General features: G+C 39.7%; 18 protein-coding genes and 2 tRNA genes. 10 read left to right on the forward strand and 10 right to left on the reverse strand.

From position 1 onward, the window contains the following. Positions 1-26: 26 nt before the first annotated feature. Entirely contained in the window at positions 27-1,229 is a 1,203-nt protein-coding gene (locus tag IL356_RS08590; protein WP_121849864.1) for a hypothetical protein, read from the reverse strand. 135 nt (positions 1,230-1,364) lie between these two features. Here IL356_RS08590 and proS point away from each other — a divergent pair, with 135 nt between their 5' ends. From proS to rpsT, 4 genes are all read left to right on the forward strand, one after another. Beyond that, complete coding sequence (gene proS, locus IL356_RS08595) at positions 1,365-2,840, forward strand: proline--tRNA ligase (RefSeq protein WP_121849863.1); 1,476 nt, start codon at positions 1,365-1,367, stop codon at positions 2,838-2,840. Positions 2,841-2,910: 70 nt separating this feature from the next. Further along, positions 2,911-2,982: transfer RNA gene (locus IL356_RS08600), tRNA-Glu, on the forward strand. 65 nt (positions 2,983-3,047) lie between these two features. Further along, positions 3,048-3,119, forward strand: a tRNA-Glu gene (locus IL356_RS08605). Between the two features lie 60 nt (positions 3,120-3,179). Further along, the gene (gene rpsT, locus IL356_RS08610; protein ID WP_121849862.1) at positions 3,180-3,431 is read left to right on the forward strand and encodes a 30S ribosomal protein S20; all 252 of its coding nucleotides are present in this window, start codon (positions 3,180-3,182) and stop codon (positions 3,429-3,431) included. A gap of 69 nt (positions 3,432-3,500) precedes the next feature. On the opposite strand, the gene IL356_RS08615 is transcribed toward rpsT, so the two are convergent. The 6 genes from IL356_RS08615 to rho all read right to left on the reverse strand — a co-directional run bounded on the left by IL356_RS08615 (position 3,501) and on the right by rho (position 10,667). Continuing rightward, positions 3,501-4,700 carry a glutamate-5-semialdehyde dehydrogenase gene (locus tag IL356_RS08615; protein ID WP_121849861.1) on the reverse strand — a complete coding sequence of 400 codons (1,200 nt, stop codon included), beginning with the start codon at positions 4,698-4,700 and terminating at the stop codon, positions 3,501-3,503. A 27-nt stretch (positions 4,701-4,727) separates the two neighbouring features. Continuing rightward, positions 4,728-5,498 carry a glutamate 5-kinase gene (proB, locus tag IL356_RS08620; protein WP_121849860.1) on the reverse strand — a complete coding sequence of 257 codons (771 nt, stop codon included), beginning with the start codon at positions 5,496-5,498 and terminating at the stop codon, positions 4,728-4,730. Positions 5,499-5,503: 5 nt separating this feature from the next. Beyond that, positions 5,504-6,304 (reverse strand): pyrroline-5-carboxylate reductase, encoded by an 801-nt coding sequence (gene proC, locus IL356_RS08625; RefSeq protein WP_121849859.1) that lies wholly within the window; start codon positions 6,302-6,304, stop codon positions 5,504-5,506. A gap of 269 nt (positions 6,305-6,573) precedes the next feature. Then, positions 6,574-7,257, reverse strand: coding sequence for a hypothetical protein (locus tag IL356_RS08630; RefSeq protein ID WP_121849858.1), 684 nt, complete (start codon positions 7,255-7,257; stop codon positions 6,574-6,576). Between the two features lie 813 nt (positions 7,258-8,070). Further along, the gene (locus tag IL356_RS08635; protein ID WP_121849856.1) at positions 8,071-8,820 is read right to left on the reverse strand and encodes a hypothetical protein; all 750 of its coding nucleotides are present in this window, start codon (positions 8,818-8,820) and stop codon (positions 8,071-8,073) included. 230 nt (positions 8,821-9,050) lie between these two features. Beyond that, a complete protein-coding gene (rho, locus tag IL356_RS08640; RefSeq protein ID WP_121849855.1) occupies positions 9,051-10,667 on the reverse strand; it encodes a transcription termination factor Rho in 1,617 nt (538 codons plus the stop codon). A 194-nt stretch (positions 10,668-10,861) separates the two neighbouring features. Here rho and IL356_RS08645 point away from each other — a divergent pair, with 194 nt between their 5' ends. From IL356_RS08645 to IL356_RS20250, 3 genes are all read left to right on the forward strand, one after another. Continuing rightward, positions 10,862-11,272, forward strand: coding sequence for a DUF4293 domain-containing protein (locus tag IL356_RS08645; protein WP_121849854.1), 411 nt, complete (start codon positions 10,862-10,864; stop codon positions 11,270-11,272). Between the two features lie 188 nt (positions 11,273-11,460). Then, positions 11,461-12,279 (forward strand): SDR family oxidoreductase, encoded by an 819-nt coding sequence (locus IL356_RS08650; RefSeq protein WP_121850771.1) that lies wholly within the window; start codon positions 11,461-11,463, stop codon positions 12,277-12,279. Between the two features lie 17 nt (positions 12,280-12,296). Then, positions 12,297-12,428 carry a hypothetical protein gene (locus tag IL356_RS20250; protein WP_262688335.1) on the forward strand — a complete coding sequence of 44 codons (132 nt, stop codon included), beginning with the start codon at positions 12,297-12,299 and terminating at the stop codon, positions 12,426-12,428. Between the two features lie 6 nt (positions 12,429-12,434). Here IL356_RS20250 and IL356_RS08655 read toward each other — a convergent pair whose 3' ends face one another. Next, the gene (locus IL356_RS08655; RefSeq protein ID WP_121849853.1) at positions 12,435-12,929 is read right to left on the reverse strand and encodes a metallophosphoesterase family protein; all 495 of its coding nucleotides are present in this window, start codon (positions 12,927-12,929) and stop codon (positions 12,435-12,437) included. 144 nt (positions 12,930-13,073) lie between these two features. On the opposite strand from IL356_RS08655, the gene truA reads away from it, so the two are divergent. Both truA and IL356_RS08665 read left to right on the forward strand, forming a co-directional pair. Beyond that, entirely contained in the window at positions 13,074-13,817 is a 744-nt protein-coding gene (gene truA, locus IL356_RS08660; RefSeq protein ID WP_121849852.1) for a tRNA pseudouridine(38-40) synthase TruA, read from the forward strand. Next, positions 13,818-15,584, forward strand: coding sequence for an ABC transporter ATP-binding protein (locus IL356_RS08665; protein ID WP_121849851.1), 1,767 nt, complete (start codon positions 13,818-13,820; stop codon positions 15,582-15,584). Here IL356_RS08665 and cdaA read toward each other — a convergent pair. Both cdaA and folP read right to left on the reverse strand, forming a co-directional pair. Further along, positions 15,581-16,369 (reverse strand): diadenylate cyclase CdaA, encoded by a 789-nt coding sequence (gene cdaA / locus IL356_RS08670; RefSeq protein ID WP_121849850.1) that lies wholly within the window; start codon positions 16,367-16,369, stop codon positions 15,581-15,583. The genes IL356_RS08665 and cdaA overlap by 4 nt on opposite strands. 20 nt (positions 16,370-16,389) lie before the next feature. Continuing rightward, positions 16,390-17,226 carry a dihydropteroate synthase gene (gene folP, locus IL356_RS08675; protein WP_121849849.1) on the reverse strand — a complete coding sequence of 279 codons (837 nt, stop codon included), beginning with the start codon at positions 17,224-17,226 and terminating at the stop codon, positions 16,390-16,392. Between the two features lie 106 nt (positions 17,227-17,332). Between folP and IL356_RS08680 the strand changes: the two genes are divergently transcribed. Beyond that, positions 17,333-17,878 carry a DUF1599 domain-containing protein gene (locus IL356_RS08680; protein WP_121849848.1) on the forward strand — a complete coding sequence of 182 codons (546 nt, stop codon included), beginning with the start codon at positions 17,333-17,335 and terminating at the stop codon, positions 17,876-17,878. Positions 17,879-17,881: the final 3 nt, after the last annotated feature.

A 17,881-nucleotide genomic window follows, 5' to 3' on the forward strand; every position in this document is an offset into this window, starting at 1 on the left:
AAAAAATAGGTTTAATGATTGAAGGATTAGTTTCTTCTGCTGCTACCGGGTGAACTTGATCTCGAAGCTCCGCCGCCCGAAGAACGAACTGCTCCTCCTGAGCTTCTGCCAGAACTGTAACTGCTTCCTGAGCTTCTTCCCGAAGAATATGTGCTAGACCTTGGCGTAGTGCTTCGGTAGCTTTGGTTGCTTCTTGAAGAACTTCTATAGGTGTTGCCATTGTTGGAACTTCTGCTTGAGGTGCTTGTTCTTGGTGAAGCACTTCTATAGGTTTGAGAGTTACGTGTTGAACTTCTATAGGTTTGTCCGTTTCTAGAAGAGCTGTTGTAAGATGGTGCCGTTCTAGTGCTGCGACTCGTTCTGTATGATCTGTTTTGGTCAACACCGACTACTCTTCTTGAGGAATATGTGTTGCCATCACTTCGATAAGTTCTAGAATTTCTATTGGTTGTGGCGGTTCTGCTTACGCCACTTCTTGTTGCTGAACTATAGCCAGATGAAACCCTGTTACGGTTGTTTGCTCCAGCTGTGTTGTAAGCTACCCTAGAAGCACCTCCAGAAATAGCATTGGTGTTATAGCCCCTTCTAGAGCTGTTATAAACATAATCTCTTCTTCCGTAACCGTAGTTGTTATATCCATTGTAATAACCGTAAGGAGGGCACCAAGTGGCGTAACCGCCCCATCCCCAACCAAAACCGCCGTATGGGTAGTAGCCGGCATAGCCGAAACCACCCCAGCCCCATGGGCTGTATCGATAACCCCAAAATGGACGGTAGCCGTAGCCCCAACCATTGTAGAAGCCTCCACCCCAGCCCCAGTTGTTCCATAACCAAGGAGAGCCCCATCCCCAGCCGGCCCAACCGTAGTTGTAGTCGTGAAAATTGACATATACATCGGTAGTGTTATCGCCCCATGCCGCATAACCCGAATAATCGTTGGCATTATCGTAATAATCGGTCAATTGACTTTCCTGAATGCTATCGTTCTCTACCGTACTTGAGTAAGAATCAACATCGGTAAATATCTCACCATCTAGAAGCTCTGCCTGCTGGCCAAAGTAATTGGAATAAGTGCTGCTTCTTTCGGTGTTGTTTTTTTGTGGCGCACGAGTAGGCCTTTCAACACTAACCTCGTTGCCATTGGCATAAATACCATCATTGTCATAGTAAGATGCCGATTGATAAGAGCCGCAAGATACAGCTAGTGAACCAATTATGCTCAAGAGCATAAAAGTTCTATATTTTAGGATGGGTAGAGAAGATATCATGGTCGCAATTTTTTATTGTTGAACATAGTAAAAATAACTAGTTTTACCCAATTATTTTACTAACATAGTCACAAGATTTGTGCCAAACTTTCAAGGATGGGTAATAAATTGACCAAGCGGAACGAGGACTATTCCAAGTGGTATAACGAATTGGTAGTGAACGCTGATTTAGCTGAAAATTCAGGGGTTCGTGGTTGTATGGTAATCAAACCTTACGGCTTTGCCATTTGGGAGAAAATGCAAGCGGGATTGGATAAGATGTTCAAGGATACGGGACACGAAAATGCATATTTTCCACTTTTCATACCCAAGTCATATTTAAGTAAAGAAGCCGATCACGTTGAAGGGTTTGCCAAAGAGTGTGCTGTGGTCACCCATTATAGGCTGAAGAATGCCGAAGACGGTTCGGGTATAGTTGTTGATCCAGATGCGCGCTTGGAGGAGGAACTGATTGTGAGACCCACTTCTGAAACCATCATTTGGGACACTTACCGAAGGTGGATTCAGTCTTACCGAGACTTGCCATTATTGATCAATCAATGGGCCAATGTAGTACGTTGGGAAATGCGAACCAGGTTGTTCTTAAGAACTGCCGAGTTTCTCTGGCAAGAAGGCCATACGGCGCATGCTACCGAAAAAGAGGCTATTGAGGAGGCGGAACAAATGATGAACGTTTATGCCGAATTTGCCGAAGGTCATATGGCCATGCCCGTAATCAAGGGGTTGAAGACGGAAAGTGAGCGTTTTGCCGGTGCTCTAGAAACTTATTGTATTGAGGCTATGATGCAAGATGGTAAGGCATTGCAAGCAGGTACCTCACATTTTCTTGGTCAGAATTTTGCAAAGGCATTTGATGTTAAATTCGCAAGCAAGGAAGGAAAGCAAGAGCACGTTTGGGCGACTTCATGGGGAGTTTCAACTCGGTTGATGGGCGCTTTGATCATGACCCACAGTGATGATAATGGTTTGGTTTTACCTCCAAAATTGGCCCCTATTCAAGTAGTGATCGTTCCTATTTATAAAGGGATGGAGCAGTTGGAGGCCATTGCTGAAAAAATAGGTCCTTTGTTAAAAGAGTTGAGAGGGAAAGGTATTTCGGTTAAGTTTGATGATAGAGATACCCATAAGCCCGGTTTCAAATTCAATGAATATGAACTGAAAGGTGTGCCTGTGCGTTTGGCGGTAGGTCAGCGTGATTTGGCGAACGGTACTTTTGAGGTTGCCCGTAGAGATACCTTGACGAAAGAGACTGTTTCAGAAAATGAAATAGTTCAGAAAATTAAGTTTCTTCTCGATGATATTCAGAAGAACCTTTATCAAAAGGCTCATGACTTTACTTATGACAATATTACCGAGGTAAATTCGTATGATGAGTTTAAGAAGGTGTTAGAGGAGAAAGGCGGATTTGTTTCAGCTCATTGGGATGGCACGATAGAGACAGAAAATAAGATAAAAGAAGAGACAAAAGCAACTATTAGGTGTATACCCATAGCCGCTAAAAATGAGGAAGGTACATGTCTGGTTTCAGGTAAACCATCTTCTAAAAGAGTACTCTTTGCAAAAGCTTATTAAAAAAATATCATCAGTTGTTGCGATAGTAAAAAATAATTGTATTTTTGCATCCGCAATTGCATAAAGCAATGGCCCGTTCGTCTAGGGGTTAGGACGCCAGGTTTTCATCCTGGTAACAGGGGTTCGATTCCCCTACGGGCTACGAAGTGTTTATAGAATGTTGATTTTTATTCTGAAAAGGCTTATTTCTTTCAGGATTAATCATTTGGCCCGTTCGTCTAGGGGTTAGGACGCCAGGTTTTCATCCTGGTAACAGGGGTTCGATTCCCCTACGGGCTACAAAACCTTGCAGAGGATTGGTGAAGTTGAAAATTGAAAACTTATAACTAGTAAAGTAAGATGGCAAATCACAAGTCAGCGTTAAAGAGAATTAGAAGAAATGAAGCGGTGCGTCTTCGTAACCGTTATCAGCACAAAACTGCCCGTAATGCTATTAAGAAGTTACGTGGTGAAGAGAACAAGAAGGATGCTGAGGCACTTTTGCCAAGTGTAGTTAGTATGATCGATAGATTGGCTAAGCGCAACATCATCCACAGTAATAAAGCGGCTAACTTAAAAAGTAAATTGGCCAAGCATGTTGCTGCATTGTAATTAAACTTATTATTGTAAAAAAAGCCCCGATAGATATCTATCGGGGCTTTTTTATGAAATTAACCTTTGTTAGTTTCTAATTTGACCATCACCGAATACATAGTATTTGTTGGTAACCAACTGCTCTAGACCTAGCGGCCCTCTATGGTGCAACTTATCGGTGCTAATCGCCAATTCGGCACCTACACCCATAGCGCCACCATCAGTAAACCTGGTAGAAGCATTGTGATAGACTGCTGCTGAGTCTACTTGTTCCATAAATTTAATCGCCTTATCAGGGTCGTTGGTCATAACGGTAGAAGAATGGCCGCCGGAAAATTTGTTGATTTTCTCGATAGCTTCATCTAAGCCTTGTACCGTACCGATACAGCATTTCATGGCCAAAAATTCTTCATGCCAGATAGATTCGTCTTTGATAACCGACTCATCTGATAAAATACTTCCTGTCTGTTCATCAACCAAAATCGATACGCCTTTTTCAGTAAGTATGCTATCAAGTTCTTTAAGTTTCTCCTCGTAATCTGGAACGGCGGAATCAATCAGAATCTTATCCAATGCATTACAGGCCGATATTTTATGCGTTTTTGCATTAAGAATTACTTTGATGCTCTTTTCCCAATCGGCATCTTTCGCGACATACAGAAAATTGTTGCCACGACCGCTGACCAAAACAGCGCATTTGGCATGTTCTTTTACAAATGCGATTAATTTCTCACCACCTCTAGGAACAATTAGGTCCAGTTTTTCCGGCGGATTTTTCAGGAATTCTTGCGTTTCGGTCCTGTTCATATGTAGCAATTGAATCCAAGAGGTATCCAAGCCATTTTCTTGCAGCGCTTTATGCCAACATGCTTCCAGAGCCTTATTACTGTGGTAAGCTTCTTTTCCGCCCTTTAAAAGAATTTTATTGTTGGCCTTGAATGCCAATACAGCAGCTTCAATCGTAACATCAGGTCTTGACTCATATATAATCATGATGGTGCCAAACGGTGCCGTTTTGTTTTTAATGGTCAATCCGTTTTCGAGGTTCCTTTCAGACTTGGTCTTTCCTACGGGGTCCTCTTGCTCCATAATTTCTCGAACGGAATTAATCATTCCGTCGATTTTTTTGTCGTTAACGACCAATCGGTCATACATAGCCCTATCTTTTTTATCGAAGAGCTCGCAATCTTTCGAGTTTGCTTTTAAGATTTTCTCTCTATCTCCGTCAATAATCGAAATCATAGAGTTTAAAACCTTGTTCTTTATATCTGTATTTAAAAGTTTCATATTCTATATTTAAATTTCAAAAGCCTCTTAGGCCATCACTTGAGTACCTACTTCTTTACCGTTTACGATATCAAGAATTACATTTTCTCTCTTACCGTTGGCGATGTAGGTCGGTATATTTTTAGCGGCGGTTTGCTTGGCTACACTTAATTTTGAGCCCATGCCACCGCGACCTTCAGCTTCTCCTTTTTTTACTGTTTTCACGTATTTTTCTACATTTTCGTCAACGCCGACCTTGGCAATCACCTCGGTACCCTCATCGTCTGGGTGTCCGGTGTATAAACCGTCGATATCGGTTAGTATAATGAACTTGTCGGCTTGAATAAGTTCAGCGACCAAACTAGCTAGCTCATCATTGTCTGAAAACATAGATTTGGTTACGGAAACGGCGTCGTCTTCATTTGCAATTGGTACTACGCCTTCAGAGAGAAGACCTTCGTAACAATTGATCATGTTTTCACGGTGTACCCCAGGATTAAAGTCACGCTTGGTGGCCAAAACCTGTGCACATTTCATACCGTAGTCACGAAAAATATTGTAATACAAACGCATCATTCTAGGCTGGCCAATTGAAGAATAAACTTGCCTACGCATTGTTTTATCCTTGATATGGCTTTCTCCTAATACCTCCATCCCGGCGATGACCGAACCTGAAGAAACGAGAACACACATAATATCGTTCTCATAGAGTTCTGCTATTTGCTTGACCAATTTTTTTAGAATAGGCCTTACTATTCTATTGTCTTTATTGGTCATTACGTTTGTACCTACTTTGATTACTACTCTTTGTTTGTACATGTTTCTTATTTTCCTAATTCTACTGCTCTGTCAAAGGCGGCGTAAGCAGCTTCTTTAATTAGTTCATTTACATTATTGTCTTCCATTGAATCTAAAGCGGCCCGTGTTGTACCTCCTTTAGATGCCACCTTGTTCATCCAAGAAGTGGGTGAAAGATCAGACTGATTGAAAAGCTCTACCGCACCATCAAAGGTTTGGCTTACCAAAACCTTGGAGTCATTGGCCGAGAAACCCATTTTTAAAGCGGCCTCCATCATACTCTGCATAAAATAAAATACATATGCCGGCCCGCTGCCCGATATTCCAGTACTTGCATCAATATAATTCTCAGAACTTACCTGGATTGACTTTCCTGTGGTATCGAGTAAATCTTCTACGGTTAGAAGTTCAATTCTACTGACTTGTTTTGAAGGAATGAAGGAGGTGACGCCTTTACCGACTTGAGCCGGTAGGTTAGGCATTGCTCTAACCACCTTTTCAATTCCTAATGATTCTTGCATTGTCTGTATTGTGACCCCTGCCATGATTGAGATAACTATTTGCCCTTTATTGATTAAAGGTCTCATTTTAGCAAAAAGGTCGTCGCTGTGATATGGTTTTACAGCAACAAAAATTAAATCTGCCTGTGGTAAACAGTCTTCGAGGTTTTCAAAGACATCGAAATGAGAAATCTTTTTTAAGGAGAGGATTTTCTCTGGAGAGTTGTCAAGAATCATAACGTTTCTTTTCTTGAGCTGTTTTGATTTTGACATGGCTTCAGCATAGGTCAATCCCATGTTTCCTGCTCCAATAACAAGTACTTTCATTTGTTTTTTTTAAGTTCGAATTTTTTTGTTCGCCATTTAAATTGCAATAACCATGCGGAATGACAAAAGGTCCTATAGAGTTTACCTCTTTAAAGGGGTTTGGTATAGATTTTTCTTATGGAAATGCTCTTAGGTCAATGATAAAGGTAATAATTGGGGGGGGTGAGCTAATCTCATCAAGTCATGGTTCTGATGCCAGGACAGAAAGCAATGCAATAAAGGCATGAAATACTGTCAGTGTTGCAATATAGTATTCACAGCTTTTTTCTTTATCGAATCAATCGTTTCTTCAATCGAGCAAACCCAACTATAATAAGGGAGTACATGATAATAATAAGACAATAGTGAAAAATTCTTATTGTTGGCGCTTCTTGGCTTCCGGTTATCGAAAAGATAAATCTGGCAGTTTTAATCGGTAGGTAGCCAATATAGAAGATCAGCATACCCAAACTGATCCAATAAAGGAGTTTATTCTTGTTAGGGTGTCTTTCTTCAAGTTTGTACCAAGAAATTAAATAAGAAGATGTACAAAATATCAAAACTAATCCTCCCACAATGTAAGTGCCAGTTTGGGAAGAAATCAAGAAGCTTTGAAAGAATGGGTTTAATACGGCCACGATTGAAAATAGATAAACAGCCCATAAAATGAACCTTTTGGCTTTTTGTGATTCAAGGTAGTGCCGGTAAATGAGGAAGAAGTATAAGAAAAAAATAATATTGTAAATGTTATAGATGACCAAGTTGTACCAAGCAATAGCCTCGTTTGAGAAAAAACCGAATTGCGGAAAGTAGGCAGTCAGGTAACCCAAAATTTCATTGAGAAGGGTGTAGCAAAATATAATGGGCAAATACCTTAGCCTGGTGTCGAAATACCTTCTATATCTTAGAATAGAGGCTAATAAGGTCAGCCCATAAAGGGTCAGGAATAAATATTCCAAGAGCAGTCTCAGCATAGGGTTGGTTGTATTAAACCGAGGCCGACCATCTCAAAGACGGGGGAAACATTTCAATTATTTGATATTTAAAAATAAGAATAAATGTTAAAGTAGGGAAGTTGTTATTTGACCATTCGCTTTTTCATTCTTAAAAAACCAACAATAAAAAGGAGGTACATCACTGAAATTAAGCTATAGTGTACAATTCTTACGTGATATGCTTCATTGGTCTGATAAACTGAATGTATAAACCTAGATACTTTGATGGGTAAATATCCTGTATAAAATATCAGTAAACCCAGACTTATCCAGATCAACAAATTGTCCTTCCAAAAGAAAATTTCTTCTTTATAACATTGATTGAAATAAGTTATTATGCATAATAATAACACAATTCCTCCTACGACATAAGTCCCTATTTGAGCGGTTATAATAAAATTTTGGAAAAATGGGTTGATGAAGGACACCAATATGAATAATATTGAGGCGTAAATAATGATAATTTTATTCTTCTTATTTTCAACGTAGTACCAATAGATGTAAAAGAAATATATAAAAAAGACAATATTATAAATGTTATAGATTATCATGTTGTAGTACGAAATTGAATCACTGCTAAAAAATCCGTACTTCGGGTTGTGAAAGGTAAAATAGCCTAAAATTTCATTTAGCAAAGTATAGAAGAACACAATTGGAAGATACTTCAGTCTTGTTTCGAAATATCTGGGATATCTATATAGCGAAGCCAAAAATGTTAACAAGTACATTACTATAAATAACTTCTCTAATACTTCTACCAACATGGTACATGTTTCTGGAACCTAAATACCCTTAATATGGTGGTGGTGCAGAATTTCCTTCGTTCTTGGTGGTGCTTTTAGGGGCATAGATGGGTGCGGAAGAGAAACTAGGTGCTAAAGAGGCTTCCGATTTAGAATCGGTATCTTGATTTTTGTTGCCTTCAGGTTGAAAATCATTTTTTAAAAGTACAATTCTTCTTTTACCCTCTCCTGCATCGTCTGTATAGAAAATATAATCCTTATCATTTCTCTTAACAGTAGGAGACATCATTATGGAGTTTTGGCGACGATGCACAACTTCCTTTCCATCAGGAAATTTATCTTGGTCAGGGTAATTGGCAAAATAAAATCTTAAAGTAGAGAGTTCTTCCCCAGCTAATTTGGCCTCGTTTTCTATATACGCCATATATTTTTTTAAATCCTCATAATCATAGTATACATACCGGGCAACATCAAATCTAGCGCCATTGGGGTCTTTGTCATTGGCATTGTTACTTTTTTGATTATCGGTTTTTGGTACTTTCTGCTCCTTGTCTGAGTTTCTTTTATCAATCTCGTCTTCGTAATCTTGAATTAGAGATACTCGTCTTTTTTCATAATTAAGATATAATTTCCTGGCTTGTTCCGGTAAAATTATTCCATTGTTGTAATTATCATCGGCTACAGTACATGGACAATCTGGACAATCGGCCTCAGTCTTGTTTTCCGTAACACAACTAAGTAATGTAAAGGCAATTAAACTGTACGAGATAAGGGAAAGTGATAATTTTGAATTTTTCATGTCATAAGTGGTTAGAGTTCAACTTGTTTAACACGCAAAATTCGGGGGTTGTAATTTTTGCCCTATAAAGATATTTGAAAATACCGATATGCAATGGCTTTTTGAAGAATTTCGTTGAGCTGTAGCCAATGAGTTCAAAATAGAATTCTTTATTCTTCAAGTTTTTAGAAATAAAAAATCCCGGAAACGATTTTCGTTTCCGGGATTTACAATATGGTTTTAAACCAATTTTACTGGTTCATCGTGAGTAAGAACTCTTCGTTGTTTTTGGTCTGCTTTATTCTTTGTTCAATGAATTCCATAGCTTCTACAGGGTTCATGTCAGCTAGGTATTTTCTAAGAATCCACATTCTCTGAATGGTATTTTCATCCAATAAAAGGTCGTCACGTCTGGTACTTGAAGAAGTAAGGTCGATGGCTGGGAATATTCTTCTGTTTGAAATCTTACGATCCAATTGAAGCTCCATATTACCAGTACCTTTAAATTCTTCAAAGATAACTTCGTCCATTTTAGACCCAGTTTCCGTTAGAGCAGTGGCAATTATCGAAAGCGATCCACCACCTTCAATATTTCTGGCCGCCCCAAAGAAACGTTTGGGCTTGTGCAGGGCATTGGCATCTACACCACCACTTAAAACCTTTCCAGAAGCGGGTTGGACTGTGTTGTAAGCTCTGGCCAGACGGGTTATCGAATCCAATAAAATAACAACATCGTGGCCGCACTCAACAAGCCTTTTAGCTTTTTCTAAAACAATGTTGGCCACCCTTACGTGTTCAGATGCTTCTTTGTCGAACGTAGAGGCAACAACTTCACCACGAACATTACGTTGCATATCGGTAACCTCTTCAGGTCTTTCATCTATCAATAAAATAATTTGATAAACTTCTGGATGATTAGCCGCAATAGCATTAGCAACTGCCTTCAACAGCATTGTTTTACCGGTTTTCGGCTGCGATACGATCATACCTCTCTGCCCTTTACCGATAGGTGAGAATAAATCTATTATTCGAGTAGAAATATTACTTTGTTTATCGGCAAGATTGAATTTTTCTTGAGGAAACAAAGGAGTCAAGTGTTCGAACGATACTCGGTCTCTAACCACTTGAGGGTCTATTCCGTTGATTTTATTGACCTTGATAAGTGGAAAGTATTTTTCACCTTCCTTCGGAGGCCTTACATTTCCTAAAACGGTATCACCGGTTTTAAGTCCGAATAATCGAATCTGTGATTGAGAAACATAAATATCGTCAGGTGACGACAAGTAGTTGTAATCGGATGAACGTAAGAACCCGTAACCATCTTGCATGATATCAAGAACGCCTTCACTTTCGATAATGCTATCGAACTCATATTCAGGTTCTTTGTAGCGGTTCTTTAAATCCTTATCAAAATTGCTTTTGTCGTGATTGTTCTTTTGGTGCCTGTGCCCCTTATTATTTTGATTGTTATTATTGTTCTGGTTTTTATGACCCTGATTGCTCTTTTGGTCTTTTTTGCCAGTATTTGAAGTATTGTTCTGTGCACGTGGCCTTGGTTTTTTAACCTCGGGTTCTTTTTCTTTGGTCTCCGAGTCGTTTTTTGCTGGTGCAGGTGCTGAAGAATCTTTGGCCTCAGTTTTTTTGTTTACTTGGCTAACCCTTTTTCTTGGAGTACGGGTTTTAGGTTTTTCTTCGGCTTGAGTGGCGGTTACCTCTTGAACTACTTTAGGGTTTGATGCTTGAAAGTCAAGTATTTGGTATACCAAATCCAACTTCTTTAATGTCTTAAATTTGGGTACATTGAGCCCTTTGGCAATTTCCTGAAGTTCAGGCAGCTTTTTCGCTTTTAATTCTGAAATCTCAAACATTAAGTAAGGTATAAATTATAAGTCTCCGTAAATTGATAAGAAGTGTATTGTTATCTGGGTATTACTAGGAACAGATGTTCCTTTGGGTAAGTGCTATAACTAATAACGCGACAATATTACAAATTATTTTCAATACATCATCGCTTTTTTCTAAAAAGACCCTTATTTTTGCGCCTGATTATGCTTTTTAGGCAATGATTCAAAGAATACAGACCGTTTATTTATTTATAGTTGTGCTAATCGTCGCCATAGTGCCTTTTTGGGTAAACTTATGGTCAGATGCCAATGGTAACGAGATTTATGCCCAGAATGAAATATTGATTTCCGGGGCTTTTTATATATCTGCAATATTGGCGCTTGTTGCCATTTTGCTTTTCAAGAATAGAAAAAATCAATTTGTGCTCAACAGGTTGAACCTGTTGATTAATCTTTTTTTACTAGGATTTTTCGTTTACCGATCACTAAACTTATCTGGAGAAACCGAGGTTTCTGAGAAGGGTATTGGGATGTTGATTCCTGTAATTTCTATCGTTTTTTTGGTCCTGGCCAACAGGGCTATCAAGAAGGATGAGGATCTTGTAAAATCTGTGGATCGTTTGCGTTAAACCTAACATCTTAGTAGTATTAGTGCGTTAAACCCGGGGTAGTTCCCGGGTTTTTTGCATTTCTATAGTTTGGATTTTTTTATTGCTTCAGCCATTTTTTGATTCGATTGCTTTCAATGTTGATTCTAAGAAATAGAGGGTTCGGTAGATGTGCCATTTGTATTACATTTATAGTAAATAGTAATGCTATGCAAAAACCGAATAAGAGGCTTGAAAACCAAACCTGTATAGTTACCGGGGCAAGTTCCGGTATTGGTGAGGCGGTTGCCAAGGCTTTGGGCACCGAAGGTGCAAATATTGTTGTCAATTACCATAGTGGTAAAGAAGAGGCTGAAGAAGTCGCCGATTGGATCGAAAAGAACAGTACTTGTGGCAAGGCCATCACTTTTAAATGCGACGTGAGCAAAGAAAATGAGGTTCAAGATATGTTCGCCAAGACTATTTCTCATTTCGGCACAGTCGATGTTTGCGTGGCCAATGCAGGTATTCAAATAGACCATGCACTTCACGAAATGCCCTTAGAGGCTTGGCAAAAAGTGATCGATGTCAATCTTACAGGTCAATTTTTGTGCGCACGTGAATCAATTCGCGAATTCTTGAAAAGGGGCATGCGAAAAGAGGTCTCAAAATCATTGGGTAAAATCATACATATGAGTTCTGTACATGAAATTATACCTTGGGCAGGGCATTCCAATTATGCGGCGAGTAAGGGCGCTCTCATCATGCTGATGCAAAGTATTTGTCAAGAGTACGGACCGAAAAAAATTCGCTGCAACAACATCGCTCCCGGGGCAATAAAGACGGAAATCAATAAAGATGTTTGGAGCACCAAAGAGGGTAGGGAAGGTATGTTAGGCCTTATACCCTATAAAAGAATCGGAGTGCCTGAAGACATCGGTAGCGTTGCCTCCTGGCTGGCTTCCGATGAATCGGAATATATCAACGGAACGACCATTTTTGTTGATGGGGGAATGACTTGCTACCCAGGATTTACAGTTAACGGATAAACAAAAACCAAATAATTATGAAGAATATATTACGAGCGATATTGGCCGGCTGGGGCGCAAAAAAACTGGGAGGTGGAAAATGCGGATGCATTGGATTCATTGTGGTTTTTATACTGCTTTACTGGCTTTTGGGCTACGTTATCAATTAAAGGTTATTACCTTTTGCCAAGTTCGATTACTTCTAAATCTTTAATGTCTTCATTGTCGATTTTGAATCTTAACACCGTTCGTACCTGATGAAAACCATGTTTGCCGCAAGCACCGGGGTTCATATGAAGAACGTTGAGCTTTTGGTCCGTCATTACCTTAAGAATGTGAGAATGCCCACAAATAAATAGTTTTGGAGGGTTTTCTTTAATAATGTCTCTTGTTCTCACGTTGTATTTTGGAGGATATCCACCAATATGCGTCATAAATACATCGACCTTTTCACAATGGAAACGCTGGTTTAAGGGAAACTCTTTTTGAATGACATGGTCATCGATATTTCCATATACCGCTCTTAAAGGTTTTAACTTTTTGATGCTATCTGTGACCTCAAGAGTGCCTATGTCGCCGGCATGCCATACTTCATCCGCTTGACGGACATATTTTATTATGGTTTCATCGATATGTGAGTGGGTGTCCGAAAGAAGCAGAATTTTCTTCATGATAAAAAATGGTAATGACCTTTAATGGCAAACCTTCAGTCAGGGTTGATTGAATTTATAAGATGAGTGACACGCCTCTTCAAAATTTGTGCGCTTTTTGAAAAGAAAAGTATCTTTGGTGCTGCACAAAACTAAGGTTTAAGGTTGAGATATTTTGTTGAGTTTTCATACTTCGGAAAGAATTACCACGGTTGGCAAAAGCAACCGAACGCTATAAGCGTACAACAAGTTTTAGAAGACACCTTTTCTACCTTTTTTAGAAAATCGATTGATCTTGTAGGGGCGGGTCGAACCGATGCAGGTGTGCATGCCAAGCAAATGTTTGCCCATTTTGATGGGGAACCTATCGAGGATATACCCAATGCACTTCATAGATTGAATTCATTTTTACCTGACGATATAGCGGTACATCATATTCTTCAGGTGAATGATGAAGCCCACGCCAGATTCGATGCGGTTTCTAGAACCTATGAATATTGGGTGGTAGAAAACAAAAACCCTTTTTATATTGATGCGGCCTACTATTTAAAAAATCAACCGGATGTCGAAGCTATGAACGAAGCGGCAGCTATGTTGTTGGATTATCAAGATTTTGAATGTTTCTCAAAATCGAATACCGATGTTAAGACTTACATCTGCCATCTTGAGAAGGCGGTGTGGGAACGCAAAGATGATCAACTTGTTTTTACCATTACAGCCGATCGTTTTTTAAGAAATATGGTGAGAGCTGTGGTGGGCACACTTCTGGAGGTTGGTAAAGGTAAATGGACGAAAGCCGATGTTAAATCGGTCATAAATAGTAAAGACAGAAGTAAGGCCGGACCGTCTGTACCGGCAAAAGGGTTATATTTGACCTCTGTTTTATATCCCGATAAGATTTACAAGTAAATGGATAAAGATTCTGGAAAAGCATTTGATCTTCGACTTTTCAGACGCTTAATGGCCCATACGCGCCCTTATAGGTTGACATTTTATGGCGTAGCGCTGGCTGCTATTCTCTTATCCGTTTTTTCGGTAATCATTCCCTATTTGGTACAAAAGATTATTGATAATGCCATTATGGTACCTAACGCAGAGATGCTTCTCAATCTCAGCGTCATTATGTTAGGGGTTCTGCTGGCTCAGGTTATCAGTCAGCTTCTCTTCAACTATTATGCAAACTGGCTGGGTGAGATGGTCATTAAAGATGTGCGCATCGACCTATTTAAACATATGCTAGGTTTTCGAATGAAATATTTCGATAGCTCATCTTTAGGTGTTTTGGTTACAAGGGCCGTTCAAGATATGCAGCGCATCGGTGAAATTTTTAGTCAGGGTTTTTTTATGATAGTTGCCGATTTGTTGAAAATGTTGGCTGCAGCTGCCATGATGTTATATTTGAACTGGAAATTGGCCTTGATCGTTTTTGTAATCATGCCGGTTATTCTTTATGCCACTCGTTTGTTTCAGAAGGCGATGAAGGTCGCTTTTATCGATGTAAGGGCAGAGGTTTCAAACTTAAATTCATTCGTGCAAGAGCGTATTACAGGAATGAAAATCGTGCAATTATTTACCCGAGAACGCATAGAGAGCGAAAACTTTAGAGGTATCAACGAGAAGCATCAAAATGCATGGTTGAAAACGGTTTGGTATAACTCTATATTCTTTCCGATTGCTGAAATCGTATCATCGGTAGCCATAGGTTTGGTGGTCTGGTACGGTGGGCTTCAAAATGTGGCCAATATTAGTGTAGATATCGCAGGTACCCTTTTTGCTTTTATACTGTATATAGAAATTCTTTTTAGGCCATTAAGGCAAATCGCCGATAAATTCAACACCTTACAGATGGGTATGGTAGCGGCGAATAGGGTATTCAAGATTTTAGATACCCAAAGTAACATTCAAGATGTTGGTACTATTGAAAAGGGAGATGTTCGGGGCAACCTCAAATTTTCAGATGTGCGTTTCGGTTATGTTGAAAATGAAGAGGTTTTACACGGTGTTACCTTTGAGGTGCAGGCTGGTGAAACGATTGCTATTGTTGGGGCAACCGGAGCAGGAAAATCAACAATAATTAATCTCCTCAATCGATTTTATGAAATCAATTCAGGTAGTATTTTGGTAGATGATATCGATATCAAAGATTTTAAGCTAAGTTCACTTAGGGCTCAGATAGCGGTCGTTTTGCAAGATGTATTTTTATTTGCCGACACGATAGAGAACAATATTTCATTAAAAAACTCTTCAATAACTCTTGATACTATCAAGGCGGCGGCCGATGAAATTGGGGTCGATGAATTTATTTCAAGTCTTCCGGGCGGGTATCAATACAATGTAAAGGAGAGAGGTACGATGCTTTCAAGTGGCCAGCGACAATTGATTGCCTTTTTGAGGGCCTATGTAAGCAACCCAAGTATTCTGGTATTAGATGAGGCTACCTCATCCGTAGATACCTATTCAGAACAGCTTATTCAGCGTGCAACAGAAAGAATAACTGAAGGGCGAACCTCTATAATAATAGCCCACCGTTTGGCGACTATTAAAAAGGCCGATAAGATTATTGTGATGGATGCAGGTCAAATCGTTGAGACCGGTACCCACAAGCAATTGTTGAAAAGAAAGGGCTATTACAGTAAACTTTACGAAGCGCAATTCATGGAAGAAGAAGTGGCCTAATCGCGCAAATCTTCCTTAATCATCGTGGCCAGCTCATCAAGGTCTGCATAGTCGGTAAACTCACCATTTTTGATATAAGATATATTACCGGTCTCTTCACTGACGACCAAGGCCAAAGCATCCGTTTTTTCAGTAATGCCTACGGCTGCGCGGTGGCGAAGACCAAAACGTAGGGGAATGTTTCTTTTGTTCGATACCGGTAAGATAACTCTGGTGGCAACAATGTAATTATCTTCAATCACAGCGGCGCCATCGTGTAACGGACTATTCTTGTAGAAAATACTCTCGATAATGGGTTTGTTGATTTCGGCGTGCATTTTATCTCCAGAGCCTTTGATGAAATCTAAAGACGTATTTCTTTCAAGTATAATAAGCGCTCCGGTCTTCGTGGTCTTCATTTTTCTACAAGCGGCAACAATGGCATCAACATCGGTAGTCGAATTGATGGCATCTTCCCTCAAGAATTTAAAATGCTTTAGAAACTTTTTTCTATTTGAGAAATTGGTCGACCCTATCATCAAAAGAAACTTTCGAATTTCCTGCTGAAAAACTATAATGAGGGCAATCAGTCCCACTTGCATAAAGGCGCCGACCAAACTGCTGATCATTTCCATGCCCAATAGTTCGGTTAGCTTCCAAAATCCCCATACAATAACAATACCGATGAAAATATTGATGGCCGCCGATCCCCTTACCAGTTTATAAACATAGTAAAGCAATACCGCTACCAAAAAAATGTCTAGTAGGTCGGTGATATTGAATTCCAGGAAATTAAGAAAATCCAAGTCGGATGGTTTTTGTAAAATTAGGAAATAAATTCGCTCTTTAACTGTTCTGCAAGTTTAACACATCCAACTGCTTCTTTAACGTCGTGAACCCTTAAAATATTAGCGCCTTTAAGAAGCGCGGCCATGTTGAGCGCTGTAGTGCCATTAAGAGCTTCTTCTGGTTGTTTGTCAAGCAATTTGTAAATCATCGACTTTCGGCTAACGCCGACCAATAGCGGGTGCTCGATATTCCTGAACAGCTCGAGGTTTGAAAGTAGTTCATAGTTCTGCTCTAAGGTTTTGGCAAAACCGAACCCTGGGTCTATGACGATATCAACAATGCCGAGGTCTTTTGCTAGTCTTAGGCGCTCAGAAAAGTACTTGCGTATGTCGTTAATGAGATTTTGATATTCGGTTTTTGATTGCATGTTTTTCGGGTCTCCTTTCATGTGCATCATGATGTAAGGTACTTTTAGTTTTGCCACGGTGGAGAGCATCTGTTCATCAAGTAGACCTGCCGAGATATCGTTGATCAACGAGGCGCCGTTCTGAATGCACTCGGCAGCCACCTTGCTTCTGAAAGTATCAATAGAAATTTGAATTAAGGGAAACTCTTTTATCAATAGTTCGATAATCGGTACAATGCGGCCAAGTTCTTCTACTTCGCTTACATGGGCGGCCCCGGGGCGTGAACTATATGCGCCAATATCGATAAAGGTGGCTCCTTCAGCAAGCATTGCCTCGGTTCGTTTCAATACTGATTTAGAATCTGAAAACCGGCTTCCGCCATAGAAAGAATCGGGTGTAATATTCAGAATGCCCATTACTTTGGGCGATTTGAGGTCAATGAGTTGGCCTTTGCAATTGATGGTCATTTTACGTAAAGTTCAAGCGGTAACATTTGAATAACCAAGTTTAAAACACGAACTTTGAGCAATTCAAAATTTTGTGTGAAATTTACGCAAATTAGAAACGATATCCATGCCTGAAACTTCCCAGCAGTACGATGAGGTGATAAAAACTTGTCGTAATCTATTTGAAAAGAAAATGAAGGATTACGGTAGTGCGTGGAGGATTTTAAGGCTACCTTCCTTAACGGACCAGATATTTATCAAGGCTCAGCGCATAAGAGGGTTGCAAGAAAATGAGGTGCGAAAGGTAAACGAAGGAGAACGCTCAGAGTTTATCGGCATCATCAACTATTCATTGATGGCCCTTGTACAACTTGAAAAGGGGGTAGCTGCCCAGCCTGATATGCAATTGAAGGAGTCTTTAGAGTTGTATGATAAGCATTCGGCCGCTACCAAGGCCCTCATGGAAAATAAGAACCATGACTACGGTGAGGCTTGGCGTGACATGCGCATTAGTTCTTTGACCGATCTTATTCTGCAAAAATTACTTCGGGTAAAGCAAATAGAGGATAACAAAGGAAAGACCATCGTGAGCGAGGGTATCGATGCCAATTATCAAGACATGGTCAATTATGCTGTTTTCGCTATGATTCATTTAAACGAAAAAGGGGAGTAGTTC

This window comes from Euzebyella marina (assembly GCF_014855515.1).
GTDB lineage: Bacteria > Bacteroidota > Bacteroidia > Flavobacteriales > Flavobacteriaceae > Euzebyella > Euzebyella marina.

Coding starts and splice junctions, on each gene's coding strand:
- IL356_RS08680 (WP_121849848.1), top strand. CDS start 17,333: ATGCCTGAAACTTCCCAGCAGTACGATGAGGTGATAAAAACTTGTCGT.
- proB (WP_121849860.1), bottom strand. CDS start 5,498: ATGTACAAACAAAGAGTAGTAATCAAAGTAGGTACAAACGTAATGACC.
- proS (WP_121849863.1), top strand. CDS start 1,365: ATGGGTAATAAATTGACCAAGCGGAACGAGGACTATTCCAAGTGGTAT.
- IL356_RS08590 (WP_121849864.1), bottom strand. CDS start 1,229: ATGCTCTTGAGCATAATTGGTTCACTAGCTGTATCTTGCGGCTCTTAT.
- folP (WP_121849849.1), bottom strand. CDS start 17,226: ATGACCATCAATTGCAAAGGCCAACTCATTGACCTCAAATCGCCCAAA.
- IL356_RS08615 (WP_121849861.1), bottom strand. CDS start 4,700: ATGAAACTTTTAAATACAGATATAAAGAACAAGGTTTTAAACTCTATG.
- IL356_RS08665 (WP_121849851.1), top strand. CDS start 13,818: ATGGATAAAGATTCTGGAAAAGCATTTGATCTTCGACTTTTCAGACGC.
- IL356_RS08650 (WP_121850771.1), top strand. CDS start 11,461: ATGCAAAAACCGAATAAGAGGCTTGAAAACCAAACCTGTATAGTTACC.
- IL356_RS08630 (WP_121849858.1), bottom strand. CDS start 7,257: ATGCTGAGACTGCTCTTGGAATATTTATTCCTGACCCTTTATGGGCTG.
- IL356_RS08645 (WP_121849854.1), top strand. CDS start 10,862: ATGATTCAAAGAATACAGACCGTTTATTTATTTATAGTTGTGCTAATC.
- IL356_RS20250 (WP_262688335.1), top strand. CDS start 12,297: ATGAAGAATATATTACGAGCGATATTGGCCGGCTGGGGCGCAAAAAAA.
- rpsT (WP_121849862.1), top strand. CDS start 3,180: ATGGCAAATCACAAGTCAGCGTTAAAGAGAATTAGAAGAAATGAAGCG.
- proC (WP_121849859.1), bottom strand. CDS start 6,304: ATGAAAGTACTTGTTATTGGAGCAGGAAACATGGGATTGACCTATGCT.
- rho (WP_121849855.1), bottom strand. CDS start 10,667: ATGTTTGAGATTTCAGAATTAAAAGCGAAAAAGCTGCCTGAACTTCAG.
- IL356_RS08655 (WP_121849853.1), bottom strand. CDS start 12,929: ATGAAGAAAATTCTGCTTCTTTCGGACACCCACTCACATATCGATGAA.
- IL356_RS08635 (WP_121849856.1), bottom strand. CDS start 8,820: ATGAAAAATTCAAAATTATCACTTTCCCTTATCTCGTACAGTTTAATT.